The 19,748-nt window shown below is 60.3% G+C and carries 19 protein-coding genes and 1 pseudogene; all 20 read left to right on the top strand.

Going from position 1 to position 19,748, the window contains the following annotated elements; all coding sequences use genetic code 11:
* Positions 1-64: 64 nt before the first annotated feature.
* The 20 genes and pseudogenes from ACVI9W_RS05065 (at position 65) to fliL (ending at position 19,744) form a co-directional block, all read left to right on the top strand.
* A complete protein-coding gene (locus ACVI9W_RS05065; protein ID WP_461529367.1) occupies positions 65-1,000 on the top strand; it encodes a ketoacyl-ACP synthase III in 936 nt (311 codons plus the stop codon).
* 262 nt (positions 1,001-1,262) lie between these two features.
* Entirely contained in the window at positions 1,263-2,126 is an 864-nt protein-coding gene (locus tag ACVI9W_RS05060; RefSeq protein WP_038613377.1) for a flagellin domain-containing protein, read from the top strand.
* 73 nt (positions 2,127-2,199) lie between these two features.
* Complete coding sequence (locus ACVI9W_RS05055) at positions 2,200-2,556, top strand: flagellar protein FlaG (protein WP_038613376.1); 357 nt, start codon at positions 2,200-2,202, stop codon at positions 2,554-2,556.
* A gap of 69 nt (positions 2,557-2,625) precedes the next feature.
* Positions 2,626-4,011 carry a flagellar filament capping protein FliD gene (gene fliD / locus ACVI9W_RS05050; RefSeq protein WP_038613375.1) on the top strand — a complete coding sequence of 462 codons (1,386 nt, stop codon included), beginning with the start codon at positions 2,626-2,628 and terminating at the stop codon, positions 4,009-4,011.
* A 126-nt stretch (positions 4,012-4,137) separates the two neighbouring features.
* Positions 4,138-4,533, top strand: coding sequence for a flagellar export chaperone FliS (gene fliS, locus ACVI9W_RS05045; protein WP_461529366.1), 396 nt, complete (start codon positions 4,138-4,140; stop codon positions 4,531-4,533).
* Between the two features lie 9 nt (positions 4,534-4,542).
* Entirely contained in the window at positions 4,543-4,839 is a 297-nt protein-coding gene (locus tag ACVI9W_RS05040; RefSeq protein ID WP_038613373.1) for a flagellar assembly protein FliT, read from the top strand.
* Positions 4,840-5,009: 170 nt separating this feature from the next.
* The gene (fleQ, locus tag ACVI9W_RS05035; RefSeq protein WP_038613372.1) at positions 5,010-6,485 is read left to right on the top strand and encodes a transcriptional regulator FleQ; all 1,476 of its coding nucleotides are present in this window, start codon (positions 5,010-5,012) and stop codon (positions 6,483-6,485) included.
* 204 nt (positions 6,486-6,689) lie between these two features.
* Positions 6,690-7,905: pseudogene (locus ACVI9W_RS05030) on the top strand (sensor histidine kinase).
* Positions 7,902-9,281, top strand: coding sequence for a sigma-54-dependent transcriptional regulator (locus ACVI9W_RS05025; protein ID WP_461529365.1), 1,380 nt, complete (start codon positions 7,902-7,904; stop codon positions 9,279-9,281). The pseudogene ACVI9W_RS05030 and the gene ACVI9W_RS05025 overlap by 4 nt, the downstream one beginning before the upstream one ends.
* A gap of 120 nt (positions 9,282-9,401) precedes the next feature.
* Positions 9,402-9,728, top strand: a complete 327-nt coding sequence (gene fliE, locus ACVI9W_RS05020; RefSeq protein WP_010224994.1) for a flagellar hook-basal body complex protein FliE — start codon at positions 9,402-9,404, stop codon at positions 9,726-9,728.
* 15 nt (positions 9,729-9,743) lie between these two features.
* On the top strand, positions 9,744-11,522 hold the full coding sequence (gene fliF, locus ACVI9W_RS05015; protein ID WP_038613368.1) for a flagellar basal-body MS-ring/collar protein FliF: 1,779 nt from the start codon (positions 9,744-9,746) through the stop codon (positions 11,520-11,522).
* Positions 11,515-12,534, top strand: coding sequence for a flagellar motor switch protein FliG (gene fliG / locus ACVI9W_RS05010; protein WP_038613367.1), 1,020 nt, complete (start codon positions 11,515-11,517; stop codon positions 12,532-12,534). Before fliF ends, fliG begins: the two co-directional genes overlap by 8 nt.
* Positions 12,535-12,633: 99 nt before the next feature.
* Positions 12,634-13,395 carry a flagellar assembly protein FliH gene (fliH, locus tag ACVI9W_RS05005; RefSeq protein ID WP_422416367.1) on the top strand — a complete coding sequence of 254 codons (762 nt, stop codon included), beginning with the start codon at positions 12,634-12,636 and terminating at the stop codon, positions 13,393-13,395.
* Positions 13,385-14,749 carry a flagellar protein export ATPase FliI gene (gene fliI / locus ACVI9W_RS05000; protein WP_038613363.1) on the top strand — a complete coding sequence of 455 codons (1,365 nt, stop codon included), beginning with the start codon at positions 13,385-13,387 and terminating at the stop codon, positions 14,747-14,749. The genes fliH and fliI overlap by 11 nt, the downstream gene beginning before the upstream one ends.
* 6 nt (positions 14,750-14,755) lie before the next feature.
* Positions 14,756-15,208 carry a flagellar export protein FliJ gene (gene fliJ / locus ACVI9W_RS04995; protein WP_038613361.1) on the top strand — a complete coding sequence of 151 codons (453 nt, stop codon included), beginning with the start codon at positions 14,756-14,758 and terminating at the stop codon, positions 15,206-15,208.
* A gap of 93 nt (positions 15,209-15,301) precedes the next feature.
* Positions 15,302-15,598 carry an STAS domain-containing protein gene (locus ACVI9W_RS04990; protein ID WP_461529364.1) on the top strand — a complete coding sequence of 99 codons (297 nt, stop codon included), beginning with the start codon at positions 15,302-15,304 and terminating at the stop codon, positions 15,596-15,598.
* A gap of 8 nt (positions 15,599-15,606) precedes the next feature.
* The gene (locus ACVI9W_RS04985) at positions 15,607-17,307 is read left to right on the top strand and encodes an ATP-binding SpoIIE family protein phosphatase (RefSeq protein ID WP_461529363.1); all 1,701 of its coding nucleotides are present in this window, start codon (positions 15,607-15,609) and stop codon (positions 17,305-17,307) included.
* A gap of 25 nt (positions 17,308-17,332) precedes the next feature.
* A complete protein-coding gene (locus ACVI9W_RS04980; RefSeq protein ID WP_461529362.1) occupies positions 17,333-17,680 on the top strand; it encodes an Hpt domain-containing protein in 348 nt (115 codons plus the stop codon).
* 82 nt (positions 17,681-17,762) lie between these two features.
* A complete protein-coding gene (locus tag ACVI9W_RS04975; RefSeq protein ID WP_461529361.1) occupies positions 17,763-19,061 on the top strand; it encodes a flagellar hook-length control protein FliK in 1,299 nt (432 codons plus the stop codon).
* 185 nt (positions 19,062-19,246) lie between these two features.
* Positions 19,247-19,744 (top strand): flagellar basal body-associated protein FliL, encoded by a 498-nt coding sequence (gene fliL / locus ACVI9W_RS04970; RefSeq protein ID WP_422416358.1) that lies wholly within the window; start codon positions 19,247-19,249, stop codon positions 19,742-19,744.
* Positions 19,745-19,748: the final 4 nt, after the last annotated feature.

Here is a 19,748-nt window from a genome sequence, read left to right as displayed (position 1 = left end):
GTGCAAGGCATAGGCCTTGGTCGCAAAGCCCGTGAATTTTCGCCTTTTCCATTGGGAAGCCACAATGATTGGCATCAAAAGCATCGCCAGTTACGTACCTGTAGAGGGTGTCGACAACTACGCCCAGGGTGCGAAGTTCGGCAAGGACCAGGATTTCATCTTCGGCAAGATCGGTTCCACCTTCCTGCCGCGCAAGGAAGCTGACCAGGAAACCTCCGACCTGGGCGTCGAGGCCGCCCGGATGTTGTTCGCTGCCAACCCGGCGCTTGATCCGGCGGCTATCGATGTGGTGATCGTCGTCACCCAGAACGGTGATGCCGAAGGCCTGCCGCATACCGCCGCGATCGTCCAGCACAAGCTGGGCCTGCCGACCACGGTTGCCGCCTTTGATATCTCGCTGGGTTGCTCCGGCTATGTCTATGGCATTTATGCCATGAAAGGTTTTATGGAAGCTGCAGGTCTGAAGAACGGCCTGCTGATCACTGCTGATCCGTATTCGAAGATCGTCGACCCTGAAGATCGCAACACGACCATGCTGTTCGGCGATGCCGCAACGGCGACGTGGATGGGGGAGGACGCCGCCTGGCAGCTCGGCAAGTCACTGTTCGGTAGCGATGGCGGCGGCGCCGAGCACCTGCGCACCACCGATGGCAAGTTCTTCATGAACGGGCGCCAGGTGTATAACTTCGCCTTGGTCAAGGTCCCGGCTCATTTGCAGCAGCTGCTCGAAGCCAGCCAGCTTCAAGCCGAGGATATCGACCTGTATTGCCTGCATCAGGGCAGCGCGGCGATTGTCGATGCCGTGTCCGCGCGCTTCAAGGAAGGCGAGCACAGGGATAAGTTCGTCAAGGACATGAGTGAGACCGGTAACACCGTGTCGTCCAGCATCCCGTTGCTGCTGGAAAAACATGTGCTTGGCTCGCAGCACAAGCGCGTCGCCTTGAGTGGCTTTGGTGTGGGGCTGTCATGGGGCTCTGCGATCATCGAACGACGCGACTGACCGTCGTATGCAATAAAAAACGCCGCCGTTTCCCGGGCGGCGTTTTTATTTGTGGCGCATCTGCGCAAGGCTCCTGCAGTAAAGGGGTTGAGGTCAGAAGCCCCCGATTTCATTGGGGTGGCAGGATGCCAGTAATTTTTTTTGAAAATCCGCTAAAGCAACCCGCCCTGACGACGATAACTACTACGAAGGTTCTCTGTGCCACCCTCGGCGAATTGCCAAGGCCGGAAGCCGTAGTACCCAATCCAACGAGGAATTCGTCATGGCTTTGACCGTTAACACCAACACCACCTCTCTGGGCGTTCAGAAAAACCTGAACCGTGCTTCCGATGCACTGAGCACCTCGATGACCCGCCTGTCTTCCGGCCTGAAAATCAACAGCGCTAAAGACGACGCCGCTGGCCTGCAGATCGCTACCCGTATGACCTCGCAGATCCGTGGTCAGACCATGGCGATCAAAAACGCCAACGACGGTGTTTCCATCGCCCAGACCGCTGAAGGCGCGATGCAAGAGCAGAGCAACATCCTGCAGCGTATGCGTGAACTGGCCGTTCAGTCGCGAAACGACTCGAACAGCCCAACTGACCGTGACGCACTGGACAAAGAGTTCCAGGCGATGCTGCTGGAAATCGACCGTATTGCCGACAGCACCCAGCTCAACGGCAAAAACCTGCTGGACGGCACCGCTGGCGTCATGACCTTCCAGGTTGGTTCCAACACCGGTACGCAAAACCAGATCACCATCTCCCTGAGCGGTGCGATGAAGACCACCGGTGGTACCAACCCGGCTCTGACTGCACTGGCTGGTAAGAACATCAAGGGTGCCACCAGCGCTGCCGCCGAAGCTGCTTTCAGCAGCGCCATGACCGCTATCGACAGCGCTCTGGATGCGATCAACGATAACCGTGCCGCCCTGGGTGCCGCGCAAAACCGTCTGACCAGCACCATCAACAACCTGCAAAACATCAACGAAAACGCCGAAGCTGCCCGTGGCCGCGTACAGGACACCGACTTCGCTGCTGAAACTGCCCAGCTGACCAAGCAGCAGACTCTGCAACAAGCCTCGACTTCGATTCTGTCCCAGGCTAACCAGCTGCCATCGGCTGTACTGAAGCTGCTGGGCTAATCTGCTTAACGGCTGTGAGCGGGGGAGCGCACGTGTGGTGCTTCCCCGCTTTTTGCATTAAGAGGTTGTAGACATGGATATGAGCGTCAAGCTGAACTTGTCTTATCCGGCTGCACGCCCGGCCGAACAGGCCACCGACAAGGCGGCGACCCAGGTGGTCCAGGCAGCTAATGAAGCCCAGGCACCTGCCGGGGACAAAAAGTCTGAAACTGAACAAGTGAAAACCGCGGTCAAGGATATCGAGAAGTTTCTCGCCTCGAACCGCCGCAATCTCGAATTTTCCACGGATGAAGAGTCCGGCAGAATTGTCGTTAAAGTGATCGCCAGTGAAACCGGTGAACTGGTCCGCCAGATTCCATCGGAAGAAGTGCTGCGCATCGCCCACAGCCTGAGCGACGTGAGCAGTCTGCTGTTCGACGCCAAGGTCTGATACCTTAAAGATTCAAATGTTCGCTAGAGTTGTTTGCTAGGGAGCAGTGCAACGGAGAGGGAGTTACTCATGGCAAGCCCAATTACAGCGAGCATCGGCACCGGTTCAGGAATGGACATTGGTGCAATCGTCAAAGTACTGGTTGATTCTGATACTGCGGCGAAGTCGAGTCAGATCAAGCGCCAGACGGCCAATAACTCGGCGATGATCTCTGGCGTTGCCTCGCTCAAGAGTGCGTTGTCGACGTATCAGGCGGCGTTGAAGAAGCTCAATGACAAAGACGCGCCAGCCTTTCTCGCCTTTGCTGCAACCAGCAGCAATGACAAGGCTGTAACGGCGATAGCCGATAACTCGGCGGTGGCCGGCACCTACCAGGTCGAAGTTCTCAAGCTTGCCACCTCTTCGCGAGTAGCCAGTAAGACGTTCGCAGGCTCCGACGCGCCGATTTCCCCGGGCACCCTTGAAATTACTCAGAACGGCAAGGTCTACAAGGTCGAAGTAGGCGCCAATGCGACCCTGCAGACGGTGCGCGACAGCATCAACAGCACGTTGAGCAAAGATGGCATCTCCGCCAACATCATCAATGATGGTGGCAAGTCGCGTCTGGTGTTTGGTTCGACAACTACCGGGGAACTGTCGGATATTTCAGTCGGCGGCATTCCCGAGCTGGCCATCAACAACACTGTTGTAATGGCGGGTGATGCGGCTGGTCGTATCGGTGAGCTGGCAGGCAATGCCGAGGTCATGATCGATGGCATGACGATTACCAGCAAATCCAACAAGCTGGATAAAACTGTCAGTGGTTTGACCCTGGAGCTGAAAGCTCAGGGTGAGAAGTCGACGGTGACAGTCGGCCTCAACAGTGACGGCTTGAAGAAAGATGTACAGTCCTTCGTCGATGCCTACAACGCTTTGGTCCAGACGGTTAACGGTCTGACTGCGGTGAGCAAGGATGCAGAGGGCAATACGGTTCTGGGGTCGCTGACCGGTGATCCGACCTCGCGTTCGTTGTTGGCCGCGATACGCTCCGAGCTGGCAGTTGCGCAAACCGGTGGTGGCCTGACCTCGCTGAGTCAGCTGGGTATCAACACCGCCAAGGATGGTACCCTCGAATTCAACGATACCAAGTTCAAGGCAGCGTTGAACGACAAGAAGCTCGGTGGTGAAGTACAGAAGCTGTTCACCCAGGAAGATGGCGTGATCGCGCGGATGAACAAGGCCATTGAGCCGTTCCTGCAGTCGGGTGGCTCACTCGACAAGCGCAACGATGCGCTCAACCGCTCGCAACGTTATTTGGCTTCGCAGCAGGAGGCGCTGGATTTTCGAATTGAAAGTCTGACCAACTCGCTGACCAAGAAATACATTGCGATGGATGTCGCGGTCGGCAAGCTCAAGTCTCAGGCCGCTGGTATTACTTCGCTTTTCGAGGCCATGAACGCTCAAGCCAAGAAGTGATATTGATCGCCAAAAGCCCGGCAACATCCTTTGGGTGTGCCGGGCTTTTTCTTTTCCCCTAAAGTTTTTTGACGCCTAGGCGATATAAGCGGTATACGAAACCTTTTAGTTGTGACGAGGTAGAACATGAATCCGATGTTGGCCCTTCGGCAGTACCAGAAAGTCAACGGTGTGGCCCAGACCTCGGTGGCCAGCCCGCATCGACTGGTGCAGATGCTGATGCAGGGTGGTCTTGATCGCATTGCCCAGGCCAAAGGTGCCATGGCGCGCAATGACATCGCCCAGCGCGGCATTCTGATCGGCAAGGCAATTGGTATTGTCGGCGGTCTGCGCGAAGGTCTGGATCTGGAAAATCATGGCGACTCGCTGGCGGAGCTCGATAGCTTGTATTCCTACATGAGCAAACGCCTGGTCGAAGCCAACGTGCAGAACGACCCGGAAATCCTCAATGAGGTAGCCCGTTTGCTGATTACCCTCAAGGAAGGTTGGGATGGAATCGGCGATCAACCTGCCGAACTCTAGGAGGCTGTGATGAGTGTCGTGCTCGAACGTATCGAACAAACCCGCGAAGCATTGCTGGGTGCCCTGGCCAGTCGCGACTGGGAGGCGATCAGTGAGCTCGACGTCAACTGCCGGTTGTGTGTCGATGATGTGCTGGCCGAAGCATCGGTCAACGAAGATGTATTGCGTAGCAGTCTTGAAGAGTTGCTCAGGGTGTACCGGCAACTAATTGAGGTTGCAAGTGACGAGCGTCAAACAATAGTCGATGAGATGACGCAGATCCGGCAAGCCAAAAACGCGGCAAAGGTATACCATTTGTTCAGCTGAAGCTGGGCAAAACCAGAAACAGGGCGCCATAAATTTGACTCTGTGCGGTTTTTTGACTTAACTAGTGGCTGTTTTCAAATTTCAGACGTCCGAACACTGACCGTTCAGTCGGAATGATGTCGAGCTTGCCCACAATAGGGCGCCGAGATGACTAGGGAAGTTGCTATTGCATGTGGCGTGAAACCAAAATTCTGCTGATCGATGACGATAGCGCCCGCCGCCGCGACCTGGCGGTGGTTTTGAATTTTCTTGGCGAAGAAAATCTATCCTGCTCAAGCCAAGACTGGCAGCAGGTGGTTGAGTCGTTGTCATCCAGTCGTGAAGTACTCTGTGTCCTGATCGGGACCGTGAACGCTCCGGCAAGTCTGATGGGCTTGCTTAAGACAGTGGCTGCGTGGGATGAGTTCCTTCCGGTTCTGTTAATTGGTGAAATTTCTTCTGCCGAGTTGCCGGAAGAGCTGCGCCGCCGCGTTCTTTCCAGCCTTGAAATGCCGCCGAGCTATAGCAAGCTGCTCGATTCGCTGCACCGTGCCCAGGTCTATCGCGAGATGTACGACCAGGCCCGTGAGCGCGGTCGCCAGCGCGAGCCGAACCTGTTTCGCAGCCTGGTGGGCACCAGCCGCGCCATCCAGCACGTGCGCCAGATGATGCAGCAAGTGGCCGATACCGATGCCAGCGTGCTGATCCTCGGCGAGTCGGGCACCGGCAAGGAAGTGGTTGCACGTAACCTGCACTACCATTCCAAGCGCCGCGAAGCGCCATTCGTGCCGGTCAATTGCGGAGCGATCCCGGCCGAACTGCTGGAAAGCGAGTTGTTCGGTCACGAGAAGGGCGCCTTTACCGGTGCCATCACCAGTCGTGCTGGGCGCTTCGAGCTGGCCAATGGCGGTACCCTGTTCCTCGACGAGATCGGCGACATGCCGCTGCCGATGCAGGTCAAGCTGCTGCGCGTGCTGCAGGAGCGGACTTTCGAGCGGGTTGGCAGCAACAAGACCCAGGGTATCGATGTGCGCATCATCGCCGCGACCCACAAGAACCTGGAAAGCATGATCGAAGCGGGCACCTTCCGCGAAGACCTGTATTACCGCCTCAATGTGTTCCCCATCGAGATGGCCCCGCTGCGTGAGCGTGTCGAGGACATCCCGTTGCTGATGAACGAGCTGATCTCGCGCATGGAGCACGAAAAGCGTGGCTCGATCCGCTTCAACTCGGCGGCAATCATGTCCCTGTGCCGGCATGGCTGGCCGGGCAACGTCCGCGAACTGGCCAACCTGGTCGAGCGTATGGCGATCATGCACCCCTACGGTGTAATCGGCGTGACGGAGCTGCCAAAGAAATTCCGCTACGTCGATGACGAAGACGAGCATCTGGTCGACAGCTTGCGTTCGGACCTGGAAGAGCGTGTGGCAATCAATGGTGGCTCGCCGAGCTTCGCTACCCACGCCATGCTGCCGCCCGAAGGCCTGGACCTTAAAGACTACCTGGGCGGTCTGGAGCAGGGGCTGATCCAGCAGGCGCTGGATGACGCCAATGGCATCGTTGCACGCGCCGCCGAGCGTCTGCGCATCCGGCGTACGACCCTGGTGGAAAAAATGCGCAAGTACGGCATGAGCCGCCGTGATGGGGAAGAACAGGCGGAGGATTGACGCCTGTCTTGCCAGGGTGGAGAGCAAGGACGCTCCGCCGTGCACAATATCCCTACCATTCAAAGGGCTGTAGCGCCCGTCTCATCGGCCTTTGCTGCTCTGTCTGGCGGCTCGCGGCACAAAGCCTCAGGTTATCCGGCACGGCTATTGCTATAACGCAGGCAACATACCGTTTTATGACGGTCAGCCACGCGAGAGAGCATGATGCCCCAGGCCGCCCCCATCTCCAGTGTCCCCAAATCGAAGGGGCAGAACGCTGCCGAGCAGGAAAGTCGTCTTGGCCTGGAACAGGCCTTCGCCTTGTTCGACCAGGTCTCCAGTCAGCTGAATCAATCCTATAACCTGCTCGAAGCCCGGGTTACCGAGCTCAAAGGTGAGCTGGCGGTAGTCAGTGCCCAGCGCATGGCCGAGCTCGCTGAGAAGGAGCGCCTGGCCAATCGTCTGCAGAACCTGCTTGATCTGTTGCCGGGCGGGGTCATTGTCATTGATGGCCAGGGCCTTGTGCGTGAGGCCAATCCTGCCGCCTGTGATTTGCTTGGCGAGCCGCTGGTGGGCGAGTTGTGGCGCCAGGTGATCGCCCGCAGTTTCGCCCCGCGTGAAGATGACGGCCACGAAGTGTCGCTGCGTGATGGTCGACGCCTGTCGATTGCCACCCGTTCGCTGGATGCTGAGCCAGGCCAGCTGGTGCTGCTCAACGACCTGACCGAAACCCGTCACCTGCAGGGTGAGCTGGCCCGCCATGAGCGCTTGGTCGTCGCTGGGGCGGATGGTCGCCTCGCTGGCGCATCAGATTCGCACACCGTTGTCGGCGGCTTTGCTGTATGCCAGTCACCTGGCCGAGCAGAGCCTGCCGCTAGAGACTCAGCAGCGCTTTGCCGGCAGCCTCAAGGAGCGTCTGCATGAGCTCGAGCATCAGGTGCGCGACATGCTGGTGTTCGCGCGCGGCGAATTGCCGCTGACGGACCGGGTGACCCCAAAGGCGCTGTTCCAGGCCTTGCAGCAGGCCGCCCAGGCCCACGTCCAGGGGCATGCGGTGCGCTGGCAGTGCGACAGTCACCTGGGTGAGTTGCTGTGCAATCGCGACACCTTGGTCGGCGCCTTGCTCAACCTGATTGAAAACGCCCTGCAGGCCAGCAGCGAGCCGGTGCGCCTGAAGGTGCACCTGTATCGTCGCGGCCAGCTGCTGCGCCTGTGTGTCAGCGATGCCGGTGCAGGAATCGACAGTGCTTTGCTGGCGCGTCTGGGCGAGCCGTTCCTCACCACCAAGGCCACCGGTACCGGCCTTGGCCTGGCAGTGGTAAAGGCAGTGGCGCGGGCGCATCAGGGTACTTTGCAGTTACGTTCGCGGCCGGGTCGTGGCACCTGTGCGCTGGTTACGCTGCCGCTGATTGATGCGCTGAAAATGGAGAATGAGCAATGAAGGCAATCAAGGTGCTGCTGGTCGAGGATGATCGGGCACTGCGTCAGGCCTTGGGCGATACCCTGGAACTGGGTGGTTTTGCTTATCGTGCCGTCGGCTCGGCCGAAGAGGCGCTGGAGGCTGTGGCTGAAGAGGCGTTCAGCCTGGTGGTCAGCGACGTCAATATGCCGGGCATGGACGGGCATCAGTTGCTGGCCCGCTTGCGTGCGAACCAGCCGCAATTGCCGGTGTTGTTGATGACGGCTCATGCGGCTGTCGAGCGTGCGGTCGAAGCCATGCGTCAAGGCGCGGTGGACTATCTGGTCAAGCCGTTTGAGCCGCGGGCGTTGCTTGAGTTGGTGGCGCGCCATGCTCTTGGCGTGGTCGCCGGTGTGGCTGATGAAGGCCCGGTTGCTTGTGAGCCGGCCAGTGCGCAATTGCTGGAGCTGGCCACGCGGGTGGCGCGCAGCGATTCCACGGTGTTGATCTCCGGCGAGTCGGGTACCGGCAAGGAAGTGCTGGCGCGGTTCATTCATCAGCAATCAACCCGGGCCAGTCAGCCGTTCGTGGCGATCAACTGCGCGGCGATTCCAGACAACATGCTCGAAGCGACCCTGTTCGGTCACGAGAAGGGCTCTTTCACCGGCGCCATCGCCGCCCAGGCGGGCAAGTTCGAACAGGCCGACGGCGGCACCTTGCTGCTCGATGAAATCTCGGAAATGCCTTTGGGGTTGCAAGCCAAGCTGCTGCGCGTGTTGCAGGAGCGGGAAGTGGAGCGGGTCGGCGGGCGCAAGCCGATTGCTCTGGATATCCGTGTCGTAGCGACCACCAACCGTGATCTGGCGGGCGAGGTGGCGGCCGGGCGTTTCCGTGAGGACCTGTTCTATCGTCTGTCGGTATTCCCCCTGGCGTGGCGACCGCTGCGCGAGCGTAGCGCCGATATTCTGCCGCTGGCCGAGCGCCTGCTGGCGCGTCACGTCAATAAAATGAAGCATGCTCCGGTGCGCCTGTCGCCTGAGGCCAAAGCTTGCCTGCAGGGGTATGCCTGGCCGGGTAACGTGCGCGAGCTGGATAACGCCATTCAGCGGGCGCTGATCCTGCAGCAGGGCGGGGTGATCGAAGCGGTGGACTTTTGTCTGGCCGGTGCCATGCCGATGTTTACCGCCGCCCCGCTGAGCGTAACGCCAGCGCAGCCGGCGGTTGAGGCGCCGGGTGGTCTGGGTGATGACATGCGCCGTCACGAGTTCCAGATGATCATCGATACCCTGCGATCCGAGCGCGGACGGCGCAAGGAAGCGGCTGAGCGCCTGGGCATCAGTCCGCGGACCCTGCGCTACAAGCTGGCGCAGATGCGTGATGCTGGGATGGACGTCGAGGCCAGTCTGTACGCCAGTTGAAGGGTAGGAATATTCGTTTTTTTGTTCGGCTTTTACGCATAGCTGGCACTTTTGTTGCTAAGTCCTGCGTATCCGCTGCGTGAGTGTCAAAAAAATGCGGGCCGTCGGAGAGAGAAGTTCATGAGCCAAGGTGTTGAGTTTAATCGATTGATGTTGGACATGCGGGCCATGCAAATGGACGCTATGTCGATGCCGAAAGCGGCAGCTGCGCCTGAGCTCGGTTCAAGCAATTTTGCCGACATGCTGGGGCAGGCCATCAATAAGGTCAGCGACACCCAGCAGGCTTCCACGCAACTGGCCAACGCCTTCGAGATCGGCAAGAGCGGGGTCGACCTGACCGACGTGATGATTGCTTCACAGAAAGCCTCGGTATCCTTTCAAGCCTTGACCCAGGTGCGTAACAAGCTGGTCCAGGCCTATCAAGACATCATGCAGATGCCGGTATAAGGGCGAGATTGAGTCATGGCCGAAGCAGTCGTCGATAACGTGCCCGCCAAAGGCAGCGCATCAGCGCCCAAGCCGCCGTTGTTCGGCATGTCGTTCCTGGAAAACATCTCGCAGATGCCCATGCTGCGGCAGGTTGGCCTGCTGGTCGGTCTGGCCGCGAGTGTGGCCATCGGCTTTGCCGTGGTGCTCTGGTCGCAGCAGCCCGACTACCGTCCGCTGTACGGCAGCCTGGCGGGTATGGACACCAAGCAGGTCATGGAAACCCTGGCCGCTGCCGATATTCCCTACAACGTCGAACCCAATTCCGGCGCCTTGCTGGTCAAGGCCGATGATCTCTCCCGTGCCCGCCTGAAACTGGCCGCCGCCGGTGTGGCGCCGAGCGATGGCAATGTCGGCTTCGAGATTCTCGACAAGGAACAGGGGCTGGGCACCAGTCAGTTCATGGAGGCCACCCGTTATCGCCGTGGTCTTGAAGGTGAACTGGCGCGAACCGTCTCCAGCCTCAATAACGTCAAGGCCGCACGCGTGCACCTGGCGATTCCGAAGAGCTCGGTGTTCGTCCGTGACGAGCGTCGGCCGAGTGCCTCGGTGCTGGTCGAGCTGTATCCGGGCCGCGCCCTGGAAGCCGGCCAGGTGATGGCGATTGTCAACCTGGTGGCAACCAGTGTGCCGGAGCTGGACAAGTCCCAGGTCACCGTGGTGGATCAGAAGGGCAACCTGCTCTCCGACCAGATCAACAATTCCGAACTGACCATGGCCGGCAAGCAGTTCGACTACAGTCGGCGCATGGAAGGCATGCTTACCCAGCGTGTGCATAACATCCTGCAGCCAGTGCTGGGCAATGATCGCTACAAGGCCGAAGTGTCGGCCGATGTCGATTTCAGTGCCGTCGAATCCACCTCCGAGCAGTTCAACCCGGATCAGCCGGCGCTGCGCAGCGAGCAGTCGGTCAACGAACAGCGTTCCAGCAGCATGGGCCCGCAAGGTGTGCCGGGTGCGCTGAGCAACCAGCCGCCTGGTCCGGCATCCGCCCCGCAAACCACCGGTGGCGCACAAACCGCCGCAGCGGCCATCCAGCCTGGTCAGCCGTTGCTCGATGCCAATGGTCAGCAGATCATGGATCCGGCTACCGGCCAGCCGATGCTTGCACCTTATCCTGCGGACAAGCGCCTGCAGTCGACCAAGAACTTCGAGCTGGATCGCTCCATCAGCCATACCCGTCAGCAACAAGGCCGCCTCAATCGCCTGTCGGTGGCGGTGGTGGTCGATGATCAGGTCAAGATCGACCCGGCCACCGGTGACAGCACCCGTGCCCCCTGGGGCGCCGAAGATCTGGCGCGCTTCACCCGCCTGGTGCAGGACGCGGTGGGCTTCGACGCCAGCCGTGGCGACAGCGTCAGCGTGATCAACGTACCGTTCGCCGCTGACCGTGGCGAGGTGATCGCCGAGATTCCGTTCTACTCGCAGCCGTGGTTCTGGGACATCATCAAGCAGGTCATGGGTGTACTGTTCATCCTTGTGCTGGTGTTCGGCGTGCTGCGTCCGGTCCTCAACAATATCACCGGCAACGGCAAGCAGAACGCCGGTGCCGATGGCGACATGGAACTGGGCGTGCTCGGTCTGGATGGCGATCTGGCCAACGACCGCGTGAGCCTGGGTGGTCCGCAAAGCATTCTGCTGCCGAGCCCGAGCGAGGGCTACGACGCGCAGCTCAACGCAATCAAGAGCCTGGTGGCCGAAGATCCGGGTCGTGTGGCCCAGGTCGTGAAAGAGTGGATCAACGCCGATGAGTGATAACCGAGCCCTTACCGCGAAACTGACCCGGGTCGACAAGGCTGCGATCCTGCTCTTGTCCCTGGGTGAAACCGACGCTGCCCAGGTATTGCGCCATATGGGGCCCAAGGAAGTGCAGCGGGTCGGTGTGGCCATGGCGCAGATGGGCAACGTCCATCGCGAGCAGGTCGAGCAAGTGATGAGCGAGTTCGTCGAGATCGTCGGCGACCAGACCAGCCTGGGTGTCGGCTCCGACGGCTACATCCGCAAGATGCTCACCCAGGCCCTGGGTGAAGACAAGGCCAACGGCCTGATCGACCGCATCCTGCTCGGTGGCAACACCAGCGGCCTGGACAGCCTCAAGTGGATGGAGCCGCGTGCCGTGGCTGACGTCATCCGCTACGAACACCCGCAGATCCAGGCCATCGTGGTGGCTTACCTGGACCCTGACCAGGCCGGTGAAGTGCTGGGCAACTTCGACCACAAGGTGCGCCTGGATATCATCCTGCGCGTTTCCTCGCTCAATACCGTGCAACCGGCGGCGCTCAAGGAGCTCAACCAGATCCTCGAGAAACAATTCTCCGGCAACTCCAACGCTGCGCGTACCACCCTGGGTGGTATCAAGCGTGCCGCTGACATCATGAACTTCCTCGACAGCTCCGTGGAAGGCCAGCTGATGGACGCGATCCGCGATATCGATGGCGATCTCTCCGAGCAGATCGAAGACTTGATGTTCGTCTTCAACAACCTCGCCGATGTCGACGACCGCGGTATCCAGGCGCTGCTGCGCGAGGTTTCCTCCGACGTGCTGGTGGTGTCCCTCAAGGGTGCCGACGAGAAGGTCAAGGACAAGATCTTCAAGAACATGTCCAAGCGTGCCTCGGAGCTGCTGCGCGACGACCTGGAGGCCAAAGGGCCGGTACGGGTCAGCGATGTCGAGACGGCGCAAAAGGAAATCCTTACCATCGCCCGCCGTATGGCCGAAGCCGGAGAGATCGTGCTCGGTGGCAAGGGCGGCGAAGAGATGATCTAAAACCTATCGCGGGGCAAGTCGAGTCGTCGCACCGCCGCTCCCACAGAGCTTCCCTGTGGGAGCGGGCTTGCCCCGCGATTTTTTTGAGTGCGTGCAATCATGTCAACCAACGAGCACCTGAGTGAGCTGATTCGCGCCGCTGAAGTCGAGGCCTTCAATCGCTGGGCGCTGCCCAGCTTTGACCCCGAGCCCGAGCCTGAACCTGAGCCCGAACCTGAAGTGGTTCAGGAAGAAGTCGAGGAAGTACCGCTGGAGGAAGTCCAGCCACTGACCCTCGAAGAGCTCGAAAGCATTCGTCAGGAAGCCTACAACGAAGGCTTTGCCACTGGTGAGCGTGAAGGCTTCCACAGCACCCAGCTCAAGGTCCGTCAGGAAGCTGAAGTCGCGTTGGCGGCCAAACTGGCCAGCCTCGAACAGCTGATGGGCAACCTGCTGGAGCCGATTGCCGAGCAGGACAGCCAGATCGAGAAAGCCCTGGTCAACCTGGTCGCGCACATGGCCCGTGAAGTCATCGGCCGCGAGCTGCGCAGTGACTCCAGCCAGATCGCTCAGGTCTTGCGCGAAGCGTTGAAGCTGCTGCCCATGGGCGCTGACAACATCCGTATTCATATCAACCCGCAGGACTTCGAGCAGGCCAAGGCCTTGCGCGAGCGTCACGAAGAGCGCTGGAAACTGCTCGAAGACGAGGCGCTGCTGCCGGGTGGCTGCCGTATCGAAACCGACCATAGCCGCATCGATGCGACCATGGAAACCCGTATCGACAAGGCCCTGGCGCAACTGTTCGATCAGTTGCATGACCAGGGCCTGCATCCAGCGGCGCCTGATCTGACGGTCGATCTGGACGACACCCATGCGCCTTGAACGCACCAGTTTCGGCAAGCGCCTGGGCACCTATGCCGACACCGTAAAGCTGCCTGCCCAGCCCGTCGTCGAGGGTCGCCTGCTGCGCATGGTCGGCTTGACCCTGGAAGCCGAAGGCCTGCGTGCCGCGATTGGCAGCCGCTGCGTGGTGATCAACGACGACAGCTACCACCCGGTGCGGGTCGAGGCGGAAGTCATGGGCTTCGCCGGCAGCAAAGTGTTCCTTATGCCGGTCGGCAGCGTCGCCGGGATCGCGCCTGGAGCACGAGTCGTGCCCTTGGCCGACAACGGCCGTCTGCCGATGGGCATGAGCATGCTCGGCCGGGTCCTCGACGGTGCTGGCCGGGCGCTGGATGGCAAGGGCGGAATGAAGGCCGAAGACTGGGTGCCGATGGATGGCCCGACCATCAACCCGCTCAATCGCGACCCGATCAGTGTGCCGCTGGATGTTGGTATCCGCAGCATCAACGGCTTGTTGACCGTAGGTCGTGGCCAGCGTCTGGGCCTGTTCGCCGGTACCGGCGTGGGTAAGAGTGTGCTGCTGGGGATGATGACCCGCTTCACCGAGGCCGACATCATCGTGGTCGGTTTGATCGGCGAGCGGGGTCGTGAGGTCAAGGAATTCATCGAGCATATTCTCGGCACCGAGGGCCTCAAGCGCTCGGTGGTCGTGGCATCGCCGGCTGACGATGCGCCGTTGATGCGTCTGCGTGCCGCCATGTATTGCACGCGGATTGCCGAATACTTTCGCGACAAGGGCAAGAACGTCCTGTTGTTGATGGATTCGCTGACCCGTTTCGCCCAGGCCCAGCGGGAAATCGCCCTGGCCATCGGTGAGCCGCCAGCGACCAAGGGTTATCCGCCCTCGGTGTTTGCCAAGCTGCCCAAGCTGGTGGAGCGAGCCGGTAATGGCGAGGCGGGCGGTGGTTCGATTACCGCGTTCTATACCGTGCTGTCTGAGGGTGACGACCAGCAGGATCCGATCGCCGACTCGGCGCGCGGTGTGCTCGACGGGCATATTGTGCTGTCGCGGCGGCTGGCTGAAGAAGGGCATTACCCGGCCATCGATATCGAAGCCTCGATCAGTCGGGTCATGCCTCAGGTGGTCAGCCCTGAGCAGATGCGCGAGGCGCAACAGTTCAAGCAGCTGTGGTCGCGCCTGTCGCAGAGCCGTGACCTGATCAGCGTTGGCGCTTACGTGGCCGGTGGTGATGCCGAAACTGACCTGGCCATCGCGCTGCAACCAAAACTGGTGCATTTCCTGCGTCAGGGCCTGAACGACAATGTGGGTATGCAGCAGAGTCGTGAGCACCTCGGTAGCGTGTTCGCCCAGCCTAAATCCGACGCAGGCTGATAGGCCATGGCCCAGCCTAGTCGTGCCGCGCGTCTGACCCCTGTGGTGGAGATGGCCGAAAATGCCGAGCGTCAGGCTGCTCAGCGCCTGGGGCAGTTCCAGCAACAGGTGAATCTGGCGCAGGCCAAGCTCGCCGAGCTCGACCGCTTTCGTGAAGACTACCAGCTGCAATGGATCGACCGCGGCGGGCAGGGTGTGTCCGGTAGCTGGCTGGTCAACTATCAGCGCTTTCTCGGGCAACTGGAGAGCGCCATGACCCAGCAGCGCCAGAGTCTGGCCTGGCACCAGAACAACCTCAACAACGCCCGTGGCACCTGGCAGCAGGCCTATGCCCGGGTCGAAGGGCTGCGCAAGCTGGTCCAGCGTTATATCGACGAAGCACGGATGATCGAAGACAAGCGCGAGCAAAAACTGCTCGATGAATTGTCCCAGCGCTTGCCGCGACATGATCGCTATTGACGCAGGCTTTGACCGGGAAGGGTTGCCGCCGGGCCGTCGGGCTGCTAAACCTTCTTGGTGTCTGCAATCGTCGTAATGGAAGGAATCGCCAGCATGGCAGTTGAATCTGAAATGTCCCAGGACGGGAAACTGACGATCAAGGTCAAGGGTCGCTTTGACTTTGGCAAGCATCTGGAATTTCGTGAGGCCTATGAGCGCAATCACCCTGACTCGGTGGTGGTCGACCTCAAGGAAGCCACATATCTGGACAGCTCGGCGCTCGGCATGCTGTTGATGCTGCGCGATCACGTTGGCGGTGACGACTCCGAGATCCGGGTGGTCAACACCAGTTCGGATGTGCGCAAGATCCTCGCCATCTCCAACTTTGACAAACTGTTCGACATCAGTTGATCCAGGCCATGCCTGAATCGCGCCTGACCGTGCTGATCGCCGAAGATGGCGCGGCGGATCGTCTGCTGTTGGCACGAATCGTCAGCAAGCAGGGCCACGCCGTGCTCACCGCTGAAAACGGCGAGCAGGCGGTGGCATTGTTCGCTGAACAGCGTCCGCAACTGGTGCTGCTCGATGCACTGATGCCGGTAATGGACGGTTTCGAGGCGGCGCGGCAAATCAAGTTGCTGGCCGGTGAGGCGTTGGTGCCAATCATCTTCCTGACCTCGCTCAGTGAAGGCGAAGCGCTGGTGCGCTGCCTGGAGGCGGGCGGTGACGATTTTCTGGCAAAACCCTACAGCCCGGTGATCCTGGCCGCCAAGATCAAGGCCATGGATCGCCTGCGCCGCTTGCAGGCCACGGTGCTTGAGCAGCGTGACCAGATCGCCCGGCATCACCATCATCTGCTCAATGAGCAGCGGGTGGCCAAGGCGGTGTTCGACAAAGTCGCCCACGCCGGTTGTCTGAATGCCCCTAATATCCGCTACCTGCAGTCACCTTATGCGCTTTTCAACGGTGACCTGCTGCTGGCGGCATTTACCCCGTCCGGTGACATGCATGTGCTGCTCGGCGACTTCACCGGGCATGGTTTGCCCGCCGCCGTTGGCGCGATGCCGCTGGCTGAGGTTTTCTACGGCATGACGGCCAAGGGTTATGGTCTGGCCGAAACCCTGCGCGAGATGAATGCCAAGCTCAAACGCATCCTGCCGGTGGATATGTTTTGCTGTGCGCTGCTGCTCAACCTGAGTTTCCAGCGGCGTATGGTCGAGGTGTGGAACGGCGGCATGCCCGATGGTTACCTGCTGTCTGCTGACGGCGGGGCGCCGTTGCCGTTGGTGTCCCGGCACTTGCCGCTGGGTGTGCTGGCACCGGAGCGCTTCGATGATTCAACCCAGGTCCTGCCCCTGGCTCCGGGCGAACGCTTGTTGTTGCTGTCCGACGGCGTGGTCGATACCAGTGACGAGTACGACCGGCTGTTCGGGGTCGAGCGGCTGCTGCAGGTGCTTGGCGATAATCGCCAGCCGGATCTTTTGTTTGAAGAGATAAATCAGGCACTGGAGGCGTTTCGCGGCTGCTCGCGTGATGATGTGAGCCTGCTGGAGATTACGGTCGTCGAGCCGGATGCATTGGCGCCACCACCGGTGATCTATTCTGACAGCGGGCAATCCACACCGCTGGACTGGTCGCTGCAGTTCGAGTTTCGCGCCGAGACGCTCAAGCGTTTCAATCCGTTACCGTATCTGTTGCAACTGCTCCAGGAGATACATGGCTTGCGGGCCCAGAGCGGGGCGTTGCACAGCGTGCTGAGCGAACTGTATTCCAATGCTCTGGAGCATGGGGTGTTGGGGCTTGATTCAGGACTCAAGCGCGATGCCCAGGGCTTCGGCGAATACTACCGTCAGCGCAATGAGCGTTTGCAGGCGCTGAGCAGCGGCTATATTCGAATAGGCTTGCGCGTTGAACCACAAGGCTTGGGCGGGCGTCTATGCATTGAGGTCGAAGATAGCGGCACGGGCTTCAATGTCGGTACAGTGCTCGCCCGTCCGCTGGTGGAGCAGGGCTTGTATGGCCGCGGGCTGAACCTGATACGCCGGCTGAGCCGACGTGCCGAGTGGGCTGACGAAGGGCGCCGCGTATGCGTGGAGTTCGCCTGGGAGGCTCTGGCATAATCCAACTTGATCAAGGAGTGAGCAAGTGTCCAATATCCACATCGATCACGAGGTGTTAAGCGGTTTGCAGGAGGTCATGGAAGATGACTACCTGACGTTGCTCGATACCTTTCTTAAAGACTCCGAAGTCCGCCTCAGCCAGTTGCACAAAGCGACCAGCCCTGAAGAGCTCGGCTATGCCGCGCACAGCTTCAAGGGCAGCAGCAGCAACATGGGCGCCAAGGCCCTGGCCGAGTTGTGCCGGCAGCTGGAGGAGCGCGTCAAGCAACCACCGTTGAATGATATCGAGGTTCTGATCAATCAGATCGACCAGGAGTACGAGGCTGTTCGTGCCTTGTATAGCGAAGAGCGTCAGCGAGTGTTGATTGGTTAAGGCCGCTTCGTTGAACTTGGCGCGACTTTTGCAAATTCTACGCTAATCAACCTTCCAGACCCTCTGTCGCGGAGAATCCCACATGCCGGTCGCTTCCAATCCATTGCTGCAGGTCAGTGCTGCGACAAAGGCTTCGCGCGCTGCCTCCAGCCAGTCGGACAAACCGCTGCAGACGGCGAACGACAAGACCTCGGGCTTTTCCAGCGTGTATGCGCAGCAGTCCAGGGAAAAGCCTGCTACGGCCGCCGACGCCCTGAGTCGCGACAAGAACGTCCCGGCCGGGAAAGACGTTGCTGCTGGCAAGGGCGCTGCCGCTGAGCAGCCGAAACTTGCCGACAGCGGCAAGGCCTTGCCTGAGGATCAGGACAGCACGCTTGCCGTTGACGGCGCAAGTACAGATCCGACGCTGCTTGATCCCAATCTGGTGGCCGGTCAAGTGACCGATGCGCAGCCGGGTGCCCAACTGATTCAGGCCCAGGCCGAAGCGGTGGCGCCGGTAGTCCAGGCAGCTCAGCTACAAGCCCAGGCTGTGCCGGCGGCTACCCTCCCTGCAGCGCCTGAATTCGATCCGGAGGCCGACCCGCTGGCCGACCTGCCCGCCTTGCGCATGGCACTTGAGCAGAGTGCGCAGGCGCAGGGGACCACCTCGGCGCATGCCGCCACTAAACCGGCGACCGCTCAGCCTGAAGCAGCTCCAGCCCAGCCTGCCGTCAATACCCTGGCGGCATTGCTCGATAAGCCGGGCGCTGATGCCGAGCAGGGCGAGGCGGGGGAGAAGGCATTTTCCGGGTTGCTGGATGATGGGCTCAAGGACCTCAAGAGTGCTTCCAGTGACACACGGGTGGATAACTTTGCCGAGCGTCTGAGCGCCTTGACGCAGGCGGCCACGCCAAAAACTGCCAACGCCGTGCCAGTGGCACCGGCTCCTTTGCATCAGCCGCTAGCCATGAACCAGGGTGGCTGGACCGAGGGCTTGGTCAACCGGGTGATGTACCTGTCCAGCCAGAGCCTCAAGTCGGCCGACATCCAGCTGGAGCCGGCAGAGCTGGGGCGCCTGGACATCCGCGTCAACCTCGCGCCTGAGCAGCAGGCGCAGATCACCTTCACCAGTGGCCATGCCGGCGTTCGCGAAGCGCTGGAAAACCAGGTGCACCGCCTCAGGGAAATGTTCGCCCAGCAAGGGCTCGGACAACCGGATGTGAATGTCGCCGATCAATCGCGTGGCCAGCAGCAACAGCAGGGCAGCCCTGATTCGCCGCGTTTGAGCGGTGTGGCGGCGCGGCGCAATACGGCGGGCGAAGAGGGTGAGGTTGCTGCAAGCACTGCCCCTGTCGAGCAGCAGAACGTGATCGGCTCCAGCGCAGTCGACTACTACGCTTGATCGACCACTCTCTGTAGGAGCGGATTCATCCGCGATGGGTCGCATCGCGGCCCCATGCACAGGGACTGCTCTGCAGTCCTTCGCGGATGAATCCGCTCCTACAGCAGTTTTTGCCGGATCTGGCATAACACTTGCTCAACCCACGCCATGTGACTGAATTCTCCGATGAATGACGGAATATTGGCATGGCGAAGAGCGACGCAGAGAAAGACCCCGCCGCTAAAGGCAAACTCAAGCTGATCCTGCTGCTGGTGCTGGCATTGCTGCTGGCCATCGGTCTGTCGGTAGGCGCTACCTGGTTCGTCCTGCACAAGTCAGATGACAAGCCGGCGGCAGATCCGGCGCAGGCCGGCAACCTCAAGCCGGCGGCGATCTACGAGCCCCTGGCGCCAGCCTTCGTGGTCAACTTCAACCAGAACGGTCGTCAGCGCTACATGCAGGTGAGCATCACTCTGCAGGGGCGCGACCAGGCCGCGCTGGACGCCTTGAAGGTGCATATGCCGGTGATTCGCAACAACCTGGTGATGCTGTTTTCCGGGCAGGGTTTCGACGCTCTGGCAAACCCCGTTGGCCAGGAGATGTTGCGGCAGAAGGCGACCGCCAGCATTCAGGAAGTCGCCCAGAAGGAAGTCGGCAAGCCGGTCATCGACCAGTTGCTGTTCACCAATTTCGTATTGCAGTAGGAGC

This window comes from Pseudomonas sp. 210_17 TE3656, assembly GCF_054821965.1.
Note: the sequence above shows the minus strand (reverse complement) of the source record. Positions and strands in the feature narration are given on the sequence as shown.